Genomic DNA, 16,115 nt, shown 5'->3' with positions numbered 1-16,115 from the left:
CTTCCTTTACGGCTCTCAGTCGTCTTCGTTGTCGCCGAAGTCGGGGCGGACGTCCCGGGCGGCCATGATCTCGTCGTTGGAGGTGCCGGCGGCGACCATCGGCCACACCATCGCGTCCTCGTGGACGATGAAGTCCACGACGACCGGGCGGTCGTTGATGGAGTTGGCCTCCTCGATGACCTTGTCGAGGTCGGCGGGGTCCTCGCAGCGGATGGCGTGGCAGCCCATGGCCTCCGACAGCTTCACGAAGTCGGGGACCCTCGTCCCCGCGCTCTTCTCACCGGTCCCGGCTCCGGGGCCGGAGTGCAGCACGGTGTTGGAGTACCGCTGGTTGTAGAACAGGGTCTGCCACTGGCGGACCATCCCGAGGGCGCCGTTGTTGATGATGGCGACCTTGATCGGGATGTTGTTCAGGGCGCAGGTCGTGAGTTCCTGGTTGGTCATCTGGAAGCAGCCGTCGCCGTCGATCGCCCAGACGGCGCGGTCGGGGACGCCGGCCTTGGCTCCCATGGCGGCCGGGACCGCGTAGCCCATGGTTCCGGCGCCGCCGGAGTTCAGCCAGGTGGCGGGCTTGTCGTAGGCGATGAAGTGCGCGGCCCACATCTGGTGCTGGCCGACGCCCGCGGCGAAGACCGTGCCCTCCGGCGCCAGCTGTCCGATGCGCTCGATGACCTGCTGCGGGGAGAGCGAGCCGTCGGCGGGCTGGTCGTAGCCGAGCGGGTAGGTCTCGCGCCAGCGGTTCAGGTCCTTCCACCAGGCGGTGTAGTCGCCCCGGTGGCCCTCGGCGTGCTCCTTCTGGACGGCCTGGACGATGTCGGCGAGGACCTCGCGGGCGTCACCGACGATCGGCACGTCGGCGGCGCGGTTCTTGCCGATCTCCGCCGGGTCGATGTCGGCGTGGACGATCTTGGCGTACGGGGCGAAGCTGTCCAGCTTGCCGGTGACGCGGTCGTCGAAACGGGCTCCGAGGGCGACGATCAGGTCGGCCTTCTGCAGCGCGGTGACGGCGGTGACCGCACCGTGCATGCCCGGCATCCCCACGTGCAGCTCGTGGCTGTCGGGGAATGCGCCGAGTCCCATCAGGGTGGTGGTGACGGGAGCTCCGGTGAGTTCCGCGAGGACCTTCAGCTCGGCGGTGGCGCGCGCCTTGATGACGCCGCCGCCGACGTAGAGGACCGGCCGCCTCGCGGCGGTGATCAGCTTGGCGGCCTCACGGATCTGCTTGGCGTGCGGCTTGGTGACGGGCCGGTAGCCGGGCAGGTCCATGGTGGGCGGCCAGGAGAAGGTGGTCTTCGCCTGGAGGGCGTCCTTGGCGATGTCGACCAGCACCGGGCCGGGGCGGCCGGTGGAGGCGATGTGGAACGCCTGGGCGATCACCCGCGGGATGTCCTCGGCCTTGGTGACCAGGAAGTTGTGCTTGGTGATCGGCATGGTGATGCCGACGATGTCCGCCTCCTGGAAGGCGTCCGTGCCGATCGCCTTGGAGGCGACCTGACCGGTGATCGCGACCATGGGCACGGAGTCCATGTGCGCGTCGGCGATCGGGGTGACCAGGTTGGTGGCGCCGGGGCCCGAGGTCGCCATGCAGACGCCCACCCTGCCGGTGGCCTGCGCGTAACCGGTGGCCGCGTGGCCGGCGCCCTGCTCGTGACGGACCAGGACGTGGCGCACCCGGGTCGAGTCCATCAGCGGGTCGTAGGCGGGAAGGATCGCACCGCCGGGAATGCCGAATACCGTGTCGGCGCCGACCTCCTCGAGAGAGCGGATGAGGGACTGTGCGCCCGTGACGTGCTCGACGGGGGCGGACTGTCCTCCGGATCGGGGCCGCGGCTGCGGATGATGGGCCCCGGTGGCCTGCTCGGTCATCGGCATTCTCTTCTCGATGCTGAGGGTTTTTGCGAAGTTTGTACGGGTTGGGCGTGCTGCTCGGCAGGTGCCTGTGCAACAAAAAACCCCTCGTGCCATAAGGCAAGCGAGGGGAGCGCGCCGGGTGGTGGTCGCTGAGCGGTGGAGGCTCAGCGTCAGCCGACGCGCTTTCCAAGTACGAGAATTCGGGTGCGCATGGCACTGACCCTCCACCCGGCGTGCACCCAGTGTCAAGTGGGTGGGACGGGAGTCTCATTATGTGAGCGCAGGGCCGTACCGGCCTGGAGCACGGCGGTCACCCCGGTGGAGTACACCCCGGACCCTCCGCCGACGAACACCGGTTCGGCCGGGCTCGAGGGCACCGGGTAGTGCCCGGCGGCCAGCGCCCTGCGCAGCCGGTACTCGTCCAGCGCTCCGGAGAAGGCCTTGCCCTGCCCGTGCGTGCAGCCCATCGCGCGCAGCACCGCGACCTGCTCGGGGAGGTCCACTCCGCCGGCCACGGACTGCATCCCGAGGTCGGAGGCGATCCGCAGCAGCCCGCTGGTGATCTTGTGCAGCCGCGCGGACTCCACCACGCCGTCCACCAGGCTGCGGTCGAGCTTCAGCACGTCGACGGGGAGCCGTCTCAGCGCGGTGATCGCCGCGGGTCCGCTGCCGAAGCCGTCGAGCGCGATCCGGACACCGAGCCGCTTGAGCACGGCCAGCCGGCGCTCCAGCTCGTCGAGCGACACCCGGGGATCGGTGTCGGCCAGCTCGACGACCAGCGACCCGGACGGCAGCCCGTGCCGGGTAAGCAGGGCCTCGACCGAGCCCAGCGGCAGTGACCGGTCCAGCAGCCGGTGCGCGCTCAGCCGGACGGCCACGGGCACCGGCAGACCGGTCGCGTGCCGTTCGGCGGCCTGCTCGACGGCCTCCTCCAGCACCCAGCGGCCCAGCTCGGCGGTCTTCTCCCCGCCCTCGGCCACACGCAGGAACTCCTCGGGGGTGAAGAGCACCCCCTGCGAGGAGCGCCAGCGGGCCTGGGCGCAGACAGAGGTGATCCGGCCGTCCGCCAGGCACACCACCGGCTGGTGCAGCAGGGCGAACTCGCCGTGGTGCAGCGCCGCGCGCAGCCGGGTGGCGAGCTCCGCCCTGCGCACCACGTCCTGCTGCATCTGCGGCTTGTACAGCTCCACGCGGCCCTTGCCGGCCGCCTTGGCCCGGTACATGGCGAGGTCGGCGTTGCGCAGCAGCTCACCGGCGCCGAGCCCGGGTTCGGCGAAGGCGACGCCGATGGAGGCGTTGACCCGGACATCGTTGCCGTCGATGAGGTAGGGCTGGGAGAGGGTGGCTCTGAGACGGTTGGCGAGCTCCAGGATGTGCCGCTCGCGGGCGTCCCGGTCACGGACCCCGTCCCCGGTGATCAGGGCCGCGAACTCGTCGCCGCCCAGCCGGGACGCGGTGTCCCCCTTGCGGACGGCGTCCTGGAGCCGGCGGGCGGCCTGGACGAGCAGTTCGTCCCCTGCCTGGTGCCCGATCGTGTCGTTGACGCCCTTGAAGCCGTCGAGGTCGATGAAGAGCACGGCCGTGCCCCGCAGGGCGGCCCCGCGGTCCGAGGCGCGGCGGCCGGAAAGGGCCTGCTGGACGCGCCGGGTGAACAGGGCGCGGTTGGGCAGGTCGGTGAGCGGGTCGTGTTCCGCGTTGTGCTGGAGCTGCGCCTGGAGCCGCACCCTCTCGGTCACGTCCCGGCTGTTGAAGATCAGGCCGCCGTGGTGCCGGTTGACGGTCGACTCGACGTTGAGCCAGCCTCCCCCGTCCCCGGAGCGGAAGCGGCACTCGATGCGGGTCGTGGGCTCCTCGACCGGGCTGGCGGCGAGGAAGCGGCGCACCTCGTGCACGACGCGGCCCAGGTCCTCCGGGTGGATGAGACCGGCCAGCTCCGTCCCCACCAGTTCCTCCGCGGGCCGGCCGTACACCCCGGCGGCGGCCGGGGAGACGTAGCGGAGGATGCCGCTGGGCGCGGCGATCATGATGACGTCGCTCGAGCCCTGCACCAGGGAGCGGAAGTGGTTCTCCTTCTGGGCCAGTTCCTGGGTGAGGGTGATGTTGTCGAGCAGCATGATCCCCTGGCGCACCACGAGCGCGAGGACCACGGTGCCCCCGGTGAGCAGCACGACCCGGTCGACGCTGCGGCCGCTGAGGACGTTGTAGAGGATTCCCAGGGTGCACACGGCCGCCGCCAGGTAGGGCGTGAGCGCGGCGAGGGAACCGGTGAGGGGCCGGGAGACCGGGTAGCGGCCCTCTCCGCCGGCCGGCGCCGGACCGTGCCGGGGATCCGGCGGGACGCGCCGTCCGGGCAGGTGCTCGCGGACCACGCGGGTATGGCCCTCCCGCTCGGGCCGGCCGTCACGGGGCGCGGTCCAGGGCGCGTACGCCAGGAGCAGGGAACCGGCGAACCAGCCCGCGTCCAGCAGCTGGCCCGAGCGGTAACTGCTGTGCAGCAGCGGGGAGGTGAAGAGGGCGTCGCACATCACGGTCAGCGCGAGCGCGCCGATCGCGGTGTTGACCGCGGACCGGTTCACCGCCGAGCGCCGGAAGTGCAGCGCGAGCACCATGCTGACCAGGGCGATGTCGAGCAGCGGGTACGCCAGTGACAGCGCGGTGTGCGCGACGCCCGGGCCCTCGGCCCGCGCGGCCTGCGCGAGCGCGAGGCTCCACGCGAGGGTGAGCAGGGAGCCGCCGATCAGCCAGGCGTCCAGGGCGAGGCAGACCCAGCCGGCCCTGTTCGCCGGCCGTTTGGCGAGCACCAGCAGTCCCACGATGGCGGGCGGCGCGAAGCACAGGAAGAACAGGTCCGCGTAACTGGGGTTGGGCACGGGAAGCCCGAGGACGACCTCGTACCACCCCCAGACCAGGTTGCCCAGGGAGGCCATGGCCGAGGAGAGGCCGAAGAGCAGCCAGGCGGGCCGGAACCGGGTGAGGGGACTGCGTGCGTAGACGAAACAGGAGACGGCGGCGACGCCGGCGGCGGCGCTGAGTCCGAAGTCGCCCATGATCAGCGCCAGTCGCTCCGAGCCCCAGTCGAACGCGGCGCCGACGGCGTAGGCCGCGCAGACCAGGGCCAGCACCAGTTGGGCGACCGGGCCGGGCCGGCGGCCGGGGGCCACCGCGCCGGGCAGCAGCACCGTCGGCGCGGGCTGCTGCCGCAGCGCTCCGTCGAGGGTGGAGACGGGGGTCGGCGCGCTCACCGGTACCTCCCGGCCCGCTCCGCTCCCGGGTCCCTCGGCCCCCGGTGCGCCAGGGGGGCGTGCCTTCCCCGGCCGCGGTGCCGGTGGCGGTGGCGGCCGGGACCGTCGTGATGGCCGCGGTGCCGGATGTGGTGGCCGCCGTGGTGACCGCGGCCGCGCGCGGCAGCGCGCCACGGTCGTCGCCGGCGGCTCCGCCGCGTCGGATCGCTCGTCCATGGGCCGTGCATCGTCCGTCGCCCCCCTCACTGTCCGCAGTTTCCTGCCCCCGCGCCGTTGGTCAGCGGCGCGGCCCCTGTCGGGACGATACACCAGTGTCGTCACTCAGGGACATAGGTTCTCTACGCTCCGTAACGAACAACGACGTATGCGTACGCACCGCGCCCGGGAGATCGCGGGCGGTACTCGAAGCGGACTACGAGGCTTCCGCTCCCGTCACCAGGATCACGTTCCCGAGCTCCTCGTGGTTCAGGTACCGGCGCAACTGATTGACGAGCAGCCGCTCGGCGCGGGGGCGGAAGGCGGAGGTCGGTCCGCCGACGTGCGGACTGATGAGGACGCCGGGCGCCCGCCACAGGGGGTGGTCCGACGGCAGCGGTTCGGGGTCCGTCACGTCGAGGGCGGCGGTGACCCGGCCGCTCTCCAGCTCGGTGAGCAGCGCCTTGGTGTCCACGACACCGCCGCGGGCGACGTTCACCAGCAGGGCGCCGTCCTTCATCCGGGCCAGGAAACCGGCGTCCACGAGGTGCCGGGTGGTCTCGGTCAGCGGGGTGGAGAGGACGACCACGTCCGCCTCCGGGAGCAGGGCGGGCAGATCGGTGAGCGGGTGCACCGGCCCGCGCTCCGTGGTGCGTGCGGAGCGCGCGACGCGCGCCACCCGCGCGAGCTCGAACGGAGCGAGCCGGTCCTCGATGGCCGCCCCGATCGATCCGTAGCCGACGATGAGCACGTTCTTGTCGGCGAGCGCGGGCCGGAAGCCGCCGCGCCACTCCCCCTTGTCCTGGGCCCGCACGAAGTCGGGGATGCCTCGCAGCGACGCCAGGATCAGCGCGAGCGTGAGTTCGGCGGTGCTGGCCTCGTGCACACCGCGCGCGTTGCACAGGCTCACGCCCGGGGGCAGGTGCTTCAGACCCGGCTCCACGTGGTCGGTGCCGGCCGACAGGGTCTGCACGACACGGACGGAGCGCATCAGCGGCAGCGGCCGCACACCGATCCCGGCGGGCCGCATGTAGGGCACGACGTAGAAGGCGCAGTCGGCCGGGTCGGCGGGGAATTCCTCGGCACCGTCCCAGAAGCGGTAGCGCGGCCCTTCGGGGAGCCCCTCGATCTCGTCCGGCGGAATGGGAAGCCATACGTCAGCAGCAGTCATGGTCCGGAGGCTAGTTCAGAGGCCCGGGACGCCAGAGGTTAGGTTGGGGGGCCGGAGAGGGAGGGTCACGACCAGGTGGAGCGCAGGACGATCGGCGCGGGGGCGCTCGCGGTGGGGGCCGTCGGACTCGGGTGCATGCCGATGAGCTGGGCGTACAGCACGTCCCGGCAGCGCGGCGAGGAGTCGCTCAGGGCGGTGCACCGGGCGCTGGATCTGGGCTCGACACTCCTCGACACCGCCGACATGTACGGCCCGTTCACCAACGAACTGCTGCTGGGGCGGGTGTTGAAGGAGCGGCGCTCCGAGGCCTTCGTCTCCACGAAGGTCGGGCTGCTCGTGGGCGACCAGCACATCGTGGCCAACGGGCGCCCCGGGTACGTGAGAAGGGCCTGCGACGCCTCGCTGCGCCGGCTGCAGACGGACGTGATCGACCTCTACCAGTTGCACCGCGCCGACCCGGAGGTCCCGGTGGAGGAGACCTGGGGTGCGATGGCGGAGCTGGTACAGGCGGGAAAGGTACGGGCGTTGGGGCTGTGCGCGGTGGGTGCGCGCTCGGCCCGGCGTCCGGGGGCGCGGCTGCACGACGCGACGGTCCGGCAGCTGGAGCGGGTGCAGCAGGTCTTCCCGGTGAGCGCGGTGGAGGCGGAGCTGTCGGTGTGGTCGCCGGAGGCGCTGGAGACGCTGCTGCCGTGGTGCGAGTCCCGGGGTGTCGGCTTCCTCGCGGCGATGCCGCTGGGCAACGGCTTCCTGTCCGGGACGCTGACGCCCGGAGGGGGCTTCGAGGCGGACGACCTGCGTGCCCGGCACCCCCGCTTCACGGCCGAGATGATGGCGGCGAACCAGCCGCTCGTGGTCGGGCTGCGCCGGGTGGCCCGCCGGCACGGTGAGCACGTCACCCCGGCGCAGGTGGCCCTGGCCTGGGTGCTGAGCCGTGGCCGGCAGGTGATCCCGGTCCCCGGCGCCAAGCGGGAGCGGTGGGTGTCGGAGAACGCCGCCGCGGTGGACCTGCGCCTGACGGAACACGATCTCGAGGAGCTCGCGCGGCTGCCCGCGGCCCAGGGGTCGTGGGACTGAGCCCGCCGGCCGCGGTTCGGGGACGCGGGACCGGGAACCCTGGCGGCGCGAGCGGTGTATGACAGGTAGGACCCACCGCCGTCGAAGGGATCAAGATCGTGCAACGACGAGCCGTGACGGCCGTACTGGCCGCCGCCGCGCTCCTGCTGACCGCCGGCTGTTCCTCCGGCGACGGAGGAACAGCCGGCGGCGGGGACACCAGCGCCTCCCCCAGCGGCACGGCGGCGAGTTCGCCGCCGACGGGGGCCGCGGAGCAGACGCCGCCCGCGAAGGGCTCGGTGAAGGTGGTCCGCACGGTGGCCACCGGCCTGAACAGTCCCTGGGGGCTGGCCCCGCTCACGGACGGCGACCTGCTGGTCTCCTCGCGGGACGAGGCCACGATCACCCGCGTCGACGGGAAGACCGGCAGAAAGACCGAGCTGGGCGAGGTGCCCGGGGTGTCACCGGCCGGCGAGGGCGGCCTGCTCGGCATCGTCCTCTCCCCCGAGTACGCCTCGGACCACATGATCTACGCCTACTTCACCTCGGCCTCCGACAACCGCGTCGTCCGCATGATCTACGACGAGCGGAAGCCGGCCGGGCAGCAGCTGGGCGCGCCGGACACGGTCTTCCGGGGCATCCCCAAGGGCATGATCCACAATGGCGGCCGGATCGCCTTCGGCCCCGACAGGATGCTGTACGCGGGGACGGGCGAGAGCGGCGACACGGGGCTCTCCCAGGACAAGGAGTCCCTGGGCGGCAAGATCCTGCGGCTGACGCCGGACGGCGAACCGGCTCCGGGCAACCCGTTCCCCGGCTCCGCGGTGTACTCGTACGGCCACCGCAATGTGCAGGGGCTGGCCTGGGACGGCAAGCAGCGGCTGTTCGCCTCGGAGTTCGGCCAGAACACCTGGGACGAGCTGAACGCGATCGAGCCGGGTGCCAACTACGGCTGGCCGGAGGCGGAGGGCAGGTCGGACGACAGCGCCTTCAAGAATCCGGTCGAGCAGTGGAGCACGGACGAGGCCTCCCCCAGCGGCATCGCGTACGCCGAGGGCTCGATCTGGATGGCGGGACTGCGCGGCGAGCGGCTGTGGCGCGTCCCGCTGAAGGGCACGGAGGCGTCGGCGGATCCGCAGGCGTTCCTGGAGGGCGAGTACGGGCGGCTGCGCACGGTGGCCGCCGCGGGCGGTGACAAGCTGTGGCTGGTCACCAGCAACACGGACGGGCGCGGCAACCCGAAGAAGGGGGACGACCGGATCCTGGAGCTGGAGGTGAGCTAGCCGGCGCGCGGGTCCTCCTCGGCCTCGTCGGGTTCCTCCCCGGCGGGTGCCGGCCGGCGGACGGTGACCTTTCCGGACGCGAGGTCTATGGGCCCGCGTCCGGGGTCGGCGTCTCCGACGTCCTCCCGGGTCAGGGCCAGGCGTTTCTGCTCGTCATGGGTGTGTTTGCGTCCGGGGGCGAACAGTTCCTCGAAGGCGTTGAACATCGCTCCCCTTTCCAGGGCCGCAGGCGTCTCACCTCGATTGTCCCGCCCCGAGCCGGTTTCCGGCCTCCGCCGGGACGAGGCCGACCCGGTGGGCCACCGCCGCGGCCTCCCCGCGGCCGGAGACTCCCAGCTTGGCGAGGATGTTGGAGACATGGACGCTGGCCGTCTTCGGGGAGATGAACAGTTCCTCGGCGATACGGCGGTTGGTGTGGCCGGCGGCCACCAGACGCAGGACGTCGCGCTCCCGGCTGGTGAGGCCGAGCGCGTCGGCCGGGTCGGCGCAGGCGGCTGCCGGTTCCCGGGTGGCCGGGATCAGGGCGAGGCGGGCGCGCTGCGCCAGCGCCGCGGCGGACCGGGCGAGCGGCGCGGCGCCGAGGTGGTCGGCGACGGCGGTCACCAGCCGCAGCAGCTCCGTGGCACGGGCCCGCTCGTCGTCCCCGGCGCCGGACGCCAGCAGCGCCTCGGCCAGCCGGAAACGGACGCGCGCGAGGTCGTAGGGCCGCTCCAGCGCCTCGACCGCGGCGACGGCCGCGGACCATTCGTCCGGCGCGGACCTCCCCTCGGCGCGCAGCAGTTCGGCGCGCAGCCACAGGTCGTACGCGCGCCACACGGGGACGCCGGCCGCCAGGGTCTTGGCCGCCTTGCGGATCCGTTCGAGGACCTCCGGGCGGCCGGGGTCGGTCGCCGGGTCCCCGAGGGCGTCCGCCTCGGCGGTCGTGGCGGCCAGCAGCAGGGGCCAGCCGTAGCGCTGGGTGCCGGGCGGAAGTCCGGTGTCCAGGGCGGTCAGCAGTTCGGCCCGGGCGTCGGGGAGGCGGCCCTCGGCGGCGGCCACACCGACGGCGACCCATCTCATCGGCAGGGCGTACTGCGGCATCGGGTCGTGGGTGCCGAAGAAAGTGCGGGCTTCGGCGAGACGGCGTGCCGCCTCGGCCATGTCCCCGCGGTCGTACGCGAGGTACGCCAGGCGCATCGAGCCGCCGGCCCGGGGCTTGGCGCTGTGCTCGCTCCGCTGGGCGTGGTGCGCGGCCCGGGCGGCCTCGTCCCAGCGGCCGAGGGAGTGCAGGGACTCGGCGAGGTTGCCCCACACCCAGCCCTCGGAGTCCAGCAGCCCCAGCCTGCGGGTGACGTCGACGCCGTCCCGCAGGAGTCCCGCGGCCTCCTCGGAGCGGCCGACGCCTTCGAGGACGGACGGCAGGTTCACATGGGCCCGGCCCACCACCATGTCCACGCCCAGTTCGGTCGCCCGCTCCTTGACGTCGTACATCTCGGCGAGTCCGGTGTCGATGTCGCCCGCGTCGACCATGAGTCCGCCGAGGGTGAGCCGGGCGTTGAGCTCGATGTCGTGGCAGCCGACCATGCGGGCGTACTCGACGGCGCGTTCGGCCGCGGCCATGGCCTCCGGGCCGGGTTCGTGGAGCATCGACCAGCTGGCGGCGGAGGCGAGCACCTCGGCGTGCACCTCGGAGGGGGGCAGGCCGCGCACCAGCTCCTGGGCGGTGCCGAGTTCGGCCCAGCCGTCGCCGCGGGCGAGGGACTGGGTGAGCCGGGAGCGCTGCACCCAGAACCAGGCGGCGCGCAGCGGGTCGGGCTCCTCGTCGAGGAGGCGCAGCGCCCGCTTGGTGATCTTCATGGAGCGTTCGCGTTCGCCGCAGAGCCGGCCGGCGACGGCGGCCTCGGCCATCAGGTCGAGGTAGCGCAGCGGCGCCTGTTCGGGGGTGCAGCCGCAGGGAGGGTAGACCTCGGCGTAGTCCACGGGGCGCAGGGTGGCGCGTACGGTCTCGGGGACGACGTCCCACAGTTCCATCGCCCGCTCCAGCAGCCGCAGTTGCTCGGAGTACGCGTGGCGCCGGCGGGCCTCGACGGAGGCGTCGAGCACGGCGGGCAGGGCCTTGGCGGCGTCATGTGCGTGGTACCAGTAGCTGGCCAGGCGGGTCACCCGCTCGTCGGCGGGGATGAGGGTGGGGTCGGCCTCCAGTGCCTCGGCGTAGCGGCGGTTGAGACGGGAGCGTTCGCCGGGCAGCAGGTCGTCGCTGACGGCCTCGCGGACCAGGGAGTGGCGGAAGCGGTAGCCGTCGCGGTCCGGTGCGGGGGCGAGGATGCTGGCGTTGACGCCGGCGCGCAGGGCCTCGATGAGGTCGTCCTCGCTGAGCCGGGCGACGGCGGCGAGCAGCCGGTCCTCGACGGTGGAGCCGCCCTCGGCAACGATCCGGGCGACCCGCTGGGCGCTCTCCGGCAGGCCCTCGACGCGGACCAGGAGGAGATCGCGCAGGGAGTCGGTGAGGCCGGTGCAGCAGCCCTCGTCGGCGGCGACGGCGAGTTCCTCGACGAAGAAGGCGTTGCCGTCGGAGCGTTCGAAGATGTCGTCGACGCGGTCGGGCTCGGGTTCGCGGGCGAGGATGCCGGCGATCTGCCGGTGGACCTCCTCGCGGTTGAAGCGGCCGAGTTCGACGCGCTGGACGGTGCGGAGCCGGTCGAGTTCGGCGAGCAGGGGGCGCAGCGGGTGGCGGCGGTGGATGTCGTCGGAGCGGTAGGTGGCGAGGACGACGAGGCGGCCGGTGCGCAGGGTGCGGAACAGATAGGCGAGCAGGTGGCGGGTGGAGGCGTCCGCCCAGTGCAGGTCCTCCAGGACCAGGACGACGGTCTGTTCGGCGGCGACGCGTTCCAGCAGGCGGGCGGTGAGCTCGAAGAGGCGGGCCATGCCCTGTTCGTCGCGGCGGGCCTCGCGGGCGGCGGCGGCGCCGAGTTCGGGCAGCAGGCGGGCGAGTTCCTCCTCCTGGCCGGAGGCGGCGGCGGCGAACTGGTCGGGCAGTTCGCGGCGGAGCCGGCGCAGGGCGGTGGAGAAGGGGGCGAAGGGGAGTCCGTCGGCGCCGATCTCCACGCAGCCGCCCGGCGCGACGACGGCGCCGCGGCGGCGGGCCGCGGCGGCGAACTCCTCCACCAGGCGGGTCTTGCCGACGCCGGCCTCGCCGCCGATCAGGAGTGCCTGGGGGTCGGTGGTGGCTCGGGTGAGGGCGGTGCGGAGTGTGGCGAGCTCTGTGCTGCGGCCCACGAACACGGGACTGACGGACTTGGTCTCCACGTCAGTGAGCATTGCATGCCCTTCCGACATGGGGTCACCGGTTTTTTCGCCCCGGGGTGTTTCAGGTGCCCGGTGGGGGGTGGGCCGGGGGTGGGGTTGCGCAGCCCGGCGCTTGCGGGGTGCCGTCGCGCCCACCCTCCCCCACTCTCGACTTCGCTCGAGCGGGAGGTACCCCCATCGCCCTGCGGCACGACTGCCCGCGGAGAGCGGAGAGCGGGGGGCGGCGCGGTTGGCGGAAAAGGTGGGGGTCAGGCGGCTCGGGTGAAGTTGGTTTGGGGGTCAGGGGGTTCGGGGTTGGTGGGGGGTTGGTGGCGGGCGGCTCGGCGGAGGCGTAGCACCTCCCGGGCCAGGCGGTCCTGTTCGGCGCGGCGGACGAGGTCGTCGTGGCGGAGCCGGTGGAGTGCGTACTCGAACATGGTGCGGTCCCCCTGGAGGAGTCGGTGTCGGTCACCGCTTTCTGCGATGCCTCCACCTTCGTCTCCCAGGGGGATCCGCCACATCGGGAGGGTTCCGTATCTTGTCGCCGGCCCGGGGCCTTAGAAGGTACTTAGACCGGGCTCAGCCGGTGGCGGGCAGGCCCAGGAGTACGTCGGTGTACTTGAGGACCGCCAGCAGCAGTCCGATCACACCGAGCGAGACGCCGGCCCAGGCGACCGACTTGATCCAGGGCGCCTGCACCGTCCGCCCGGGCGTCCCGAACGCGGGCCTCGCCAGCACCGCCACGCCCACGATCAGCGCGGTCAGCGCGAACATGCCGCCCCACACCGCGCTGGTGTTCCAGGCGTCGCCGTAGATCTCCTTGACCTGGGTGGCGACACCGGCGTCCGCGGCCGTCTCCAGCTGGCCCACGAGGGTCTCCCGCGCGGCGGCGACCGTGCCCAGCCAGCTGCCGGTGAGCGAGACGAGGCCGAGCGCCGCGGAGACGACGGCGGCGGCGCCCTGTCCGACACCGGACGGGCCCCGCTCCTCGTCCTCGACGGCCGCGGACCCGTCGGCCGCGGACGCGTCGGCGTCGGTCCCGGGTGCGTCCTGGTCCTGCGCCTCGTCCGTGGCGCCGTCCGGTTCAGTGGCGTCCACTGCCGTCTCGTCGTGCTCGGTCCCGGCTCCGGTCTCGTCCACTGTCTTGGTTCCCATGCCCCGCACCGTACGGACGCTGTCTGAGAGTCCGCTTAATGATCGTTGTGCGCGGCCCGCCACTCCGGGGCCAGCACCGACCACACCTCCAGGTCGTGCCGCACGCCGTGGTGGAGGTGGGCGGCGCGGCGGACGCCGTCCCGGGTCATGCCGAGCCGGCGGGCGGTGTTGACGCTCGGCACGTTGCCCGCCGCAGCGACCCATTCGACCCGGTGGATGCCGCGCTGCTCGACCGCCCAGTCGATGAGCACCCGCATCGCGCGGGTGACGAGCCCCCGCCCGGTCGCGGCGGGCTCCAGCCAGCAGCCGACCTCGCAGGTGCCGTTGCCGGCGTCGAAGTGGAGGGTGAGCACACCGCCGACGAGCATGCCGTCCAGCCACAGCCCGTGCAGCGAGGCGGTGTCCTCGGCGCGCCAGCCCGCGTACCGCTGGAGCACCTCACGGGCGCCGGCGAGGTCGGTGGCCTTGGAGCCGAAGGGAATGTACTGGTTGATGAACTCCCGGCCCCGGTCCAGATGCGCGAGGAACTCCTCGGCGTGCCATGGCTCCAGGGGGCGCAGCTCGGCTCCGTCGTCACCCAGTCGTATCGCGTACATCCCGCTGTCGTTCCTCCTCGGCCAGCATGTCCGCCACTCCGGCGTCCGTGGCGGCGGCCAGCCTCTCATGGGTGGCCCGGGCCTCGGGCGGTTCGATGCTGATCCGGGGCAGGATCCGGTCCAGCGAGCGGGGCAGCCACCAGTTGGCGCCGCCGAGGAGGTGCATGAGGGCGGGGACCAGCAGGGTGCGCAGCACGAAGGCGTCCAGGGCGACGGCCGCGGCGAGCGCGATGCCGAACATGGCGATCACCCGGTCGCCGCTGAGGACGAAGGCCAGGAAGACCGAGATCATGATCACGGCGGCGGAGTTGATCACCCGGCCGGTCTCCGCGAGGCCGACGCGGACGGCCCGCCGGTTGTCGCCGGTCTCCAGCCACTCCTCGTACATCCGGCTCACCAGGAAGACCTGGTAGTCCATGGAGAGGCCGAAGAGGACCGACACCATGATCACGGGCAGGAAGGGTTCGATGGGGCCCGCGCTGCCGAGCCCGAGCAGTTCGCTGCCCCAGCCCCACTGGAAGATCGCGACGACGACGCCGAAGGCGGCGGCGACGGCGGCCACGTTCATCGCGGCGGCCTTGAGGGGGATGGCGATCGAGCGGAAGGCAAGCAGGAGCAGCAGACAGCCGAGGCCGATCACCACGCCGACGAAGAGGGGCAGCTTGTCGACGATGACGTCGGCGAAGTCGTCGTAGCCGGCCGTCACGCCGCCGACCTGCAGATCGAGCGCGGTGCCCGACTCGGCCCGCGGCAGCACGTCGTCGCGGAGCCGGTCGACCAGGTCGCTGGTCTGCTTCGACTGCGGGGACGACTCGGGTATGACGGTGAGGTACGCGGTGTCGCCGCCGTGGCCGTAGGTCACCGGGGAGACGGACGCGACGCCCTCCGTCTGGCGCAGCGTGGTGTCGAGGTTGTCCAGGGCGAGCCGGTCCTCGGCGCCGTCGACGCCGGTGACGAGGGTGAGCGGGCCGTTCACGCCGGGGCCGAAGCCGTCGGCGAGGAGGTCGTAGGCCTGGCGGGTGGTGGAGCCCTTGGGGTCGTTGCCCTGGTCGGAGGTGCCCAGGTGCAGCGAGAGGGTGGGCAGCGCGAGCACGGCCATGACGACGAGCGCGACGGCGCCGAGCAGCTTGGGGTGGCGCTCCACGAACGCCGACCAGCGGGCGGCGAACCCGGTCGGTACCTCGGGCTCGGGCCCGTGCTCCGCCAGCCGGCGCCGCTCCCGGCGGCTCAGCGCGCGCATGCCGATGAACGACAGCAGGGCCGGCAGCAGGGTGACGGAGGCGGCGACGGTCAGTACGACGGTGAGCGAGGCGGCGATGGCGACGCCGTTGAGGAAGTTCAGCCGGAGGATCAGCATGCCCAGCAGGGCTATGCACACGGTCGCACCCGCGAAGACGACGGCCCGTCCGGTGGTGGCGACGGCGTTGGTGGCCGCCTCGGTGACGGTGAGCCCGCGTTTCAGCCCGCGGCGGTGCCGGGTCACGATGAACAGCGCGTAGTCGATGCCGACGCCGAGCCCGATCAGCATGCCGAGCATGGGAGCGAAGTCGGCGACGGTCATGACGTGCCCGAGCAGCACGATCCCGGCGTAGGCGGTGCCGACGCTGACCAGGGCGGTGGCGATGGGCAGCAGGGAGGCGGCGAGGGAGCCGAAGGCGAGGAACAGCACGAGGGCGGCGACCAGCACACCGACGATCTCGGCCGTGTGCCCGCCGGCGGACTCGCTGAGTTCGACGGCGCTGCCGCTCAGCTCGACGCTCAGTCCGTCGGTTTCCGCGGCCTTGGCCGTCTTCACCACGGTGGCGGCCTCGCCCGCGTCGATGTCCTTGGACTGGTCGGCGAAGGTGACGGTGGCGTACGCGGTGTGGCCGTCAGCGCTGATCCGGCCGGCGCCCTGGCCGTCGTACGGGCCGCTCACGGCGGTCACGCCGGGCAGTTCGTCGATCCGGTCCAGGGTGCGGGTCATGGTCTGCTCGACGCCGGGGTCCCGCACGCTGCCGGACGGGGTGTGCCAGACCACGGTGTCGCTGTCGCCGCCGAGATCCGGGAAGCCCTCCTTCAGCAGCTGGGTGGCCCGCCCCGACTCGGTGCCGGGCACCTTGTAGTCGTTGGAGTAGGCGGAGCCGGCGGCGAAGGCGCCCGCGGAGACCCCGCCGAGGGCGAGGAACCAGAGCAGGACGGTGATCAGACGGCGTTGGACACACCAGCGTGCGAGGGCTGCCACGAATGTGCTCCCGTGATGACTCGGTGTGGATCTTTGACCGGGAACAGTCGAGCGTGAACCGAACAGCCCGCAAAGAACGCA

The 16,115-nt window shown here is 72.6% G+C and carries 10 protein-coding genes; 2 read left to right on the top strand and 8 right to left on the bottom strand.

Annotated features, from left to right (window positions below; genetic code table 11):
- Positions 1 to 15 precede the first annotated feature (15 nt).
- The 3 genes from CNQ36_RS27875 to CNQ36_RS27865 form a co-directional block, all read right to left on the bottom strand.
- A complete protein-coding gene (locus tag CNQ36_RS27875) occupies positions 16 to 1,866 on the bottom strand; it encodes an acetolactate synthase large subunit (RefSeq protein WP_176118367.1) in 1,851 nt (616 codons plus the stop codon).
- Between the two features lie 230 nt (positions 1,867 to 2,096).
- The gene (locus CNQ36_RS27870; RefSeq protein ID WP_163013383.1) at positions 2,097 to 5,093 is read right to left on the bottom strand and encodes a putative bifunctional diguanylate cyclase/phosphodiesterase; all 2,997 of its coding nucleotides are present in this window, start codon (positions 5,091 to 5,093) and stop codon (positions 2,097 to 2,099) included.
- A gap of 412 nt (positions 5,094 to 5,505) precedes the next feature.
- On the bottom strand, positions 5,506 to 6,459 hold the full coding sequence (locus CNQ36_RS27865; RefSeq protein WP_004925071.1) for a 2-hydroxyacid dehydrogenase: 954 nt from the start codon (positions 6,457 to 6,459) through the stop codon (positions 5,506 to 5,508).
- Between the two features lie 75 nt (positions 6,460 to 6,534).
- Between CNQ36_RS27865 and CNQ36_RS27860 the strand changes: the two genes are divergently transcribed.
- On the top strand, positions 6,535 to 7,533 hold the full coding sequence (locus CNQ36_RS27860) for an aldo/keto reductase (RefSeq protein WP_121548015.1): 999 nt from the start codon (positions 6,535 to 6,537) through the stop codon (positions 7,531 to 7,533).
- Between the two features lie 98 nt (positions 7,534 to 7,631).
- On the top strand, positions 7,632 to 8,795 hold the full coding sequence (locus CNQ36_RS27855) for a PQQ-dependent sugar dehydrogenase (RefSeq protein ID WP_228313094.1): 1,164 nt from the start codon (positions 7,632 to 7,634) through the stop codon (positions 8,793 to 8,795).
- On the opposite strand, the gene CNQ36_RS27850 is transcribed toward CNQ36_RS27855, so the two are convergent.
- The 5 genes from CNQ36_RS27850 to CNQ36_RS27825 form a co-directional block, all read right to left on the bottom strand.
- The gene (locus CNQ36_RS27850) at positions 8,792 to 9,001 is read right to left on the bottom strand and encodes a DUF6191 domain-containing protein (protein ID WP_004925078.1); all 210 of its coding nucleotides are present in this window, start codon (positions 8,999 to 9,001) and stop codon (positions 8,792 to 8,794) included. The genes CNQ36_RS27855 and CNQ36_RS27850 overlap by 4 nt on opposite strands.
- A 28-nt stretch (positions 9,002 to 9,029) precedes the next feature.
- Positions 9,030 to 12,092: a helix-turn-helix transcriptional regulator gene (locus CNQ36_RS27845; RefSeq protein ID WP_163013382.1), complete on the bottom strand. Its 3,063-nt coding sequence runs from the start codon at positions 12,090 to 12,092 to the stop codon at positions 9,030 to 9,032.
- 546 nt (positions 12,093 to 12,638) lie between these two features.
- Positions 12,639 to 13,214, bottom strand: a complete 576-nt coding sequence (locus CNQ36_RS27835; protein WP_121548011.1) for a hypothetical protein — start codon at positions 13,212 to 13,214, stop codon at positions 12,639 to 12,641.
- 35 nt (positions 13,215 to 13,249) lie between these two features.
- A complete protein-coding gene (locus tag CNQ36_RS27830) occupies positions 13,250 to 13,810 on the bottom strand; it encodes a GNAT family N-acetyltransferase (protein WP_121548010.1) in 561 nt (186 codons plus the stop codon).
- Entirely contained in the window at positions 13,788 to 16,034 is a 2,247-nt protein-coding gene (locus tag CNQ36_RS27825) for an MMPL family transporter (RefSeq protein WP_121548009.1), read from the bottom strand. The genes CNQ36_RS27830 and CNQ36_RS27825 overlap by 23 nt, the downstream gene beginning before the upstream one ends.
- Between the last annotated feature and the right edge of the window lie 81 nt (positions 16,035 to 16,115).

It is taken from the genome of Streptomyces fungicidicus (genome assembly GCF_003665435.1).
GTDB classification, from domain to species: Bacteria; Actinomycetota; Actinomycetes; order Streptomycetales; family Streptomycetaceae; genus Streptomyces; species Streptomyces fungicidicus.
The sequence above is the reverse complement of the archived record's forward strand: the minus strand, read 5'-3'. Positions and strand labels throughout refer to the sequence as shown.

Coding starts and splice junctions, on each gene's coding strand:
- CNQ36_RS27830 (WP_121548010.1), bottom strand. CDS start 13,810: ATGTACGCGATACGACTGGGTGACGACGGAGCCGAGCTGCGCCCCCTG.
- CNQ36_RS27875 (WP_176118367.1), bottom strand. CDS start 1,866: ATGACCGAGCAGGCCACCGGGGCCCATCATCCGCAGCCGCGGCCCCGA.
- CNQ36_RS27845 (WP_163013382.1), bottom strand. CDS start 12,092: ATGCTCACTGACGTGGAGACCAAGTCCGTCAGTCCCGTGTTCGTGGGC.
- CNQ36_RS27835 (WP_121548011.1), bottom strand. CDS start 13,214: ATGGGAACCAAGACAGTGGACGAGACCGGAGCCGGGACCGAGCACGAC.
- CNQ36_RS27865 (WP_004925071.1), bottom strand. CDS start 6,459: ATGACTGCTGCTGACGTATGGCTTCCCATTCCGCCGGACGAGATCGAG.
- CNQ36_RS27850 (WP_004925078.1), bottom strand. CDS start 9,001: ATGTTCAACGCCTTCGAGGAACTGTTCGCCCCCGGACGCAAACACACC.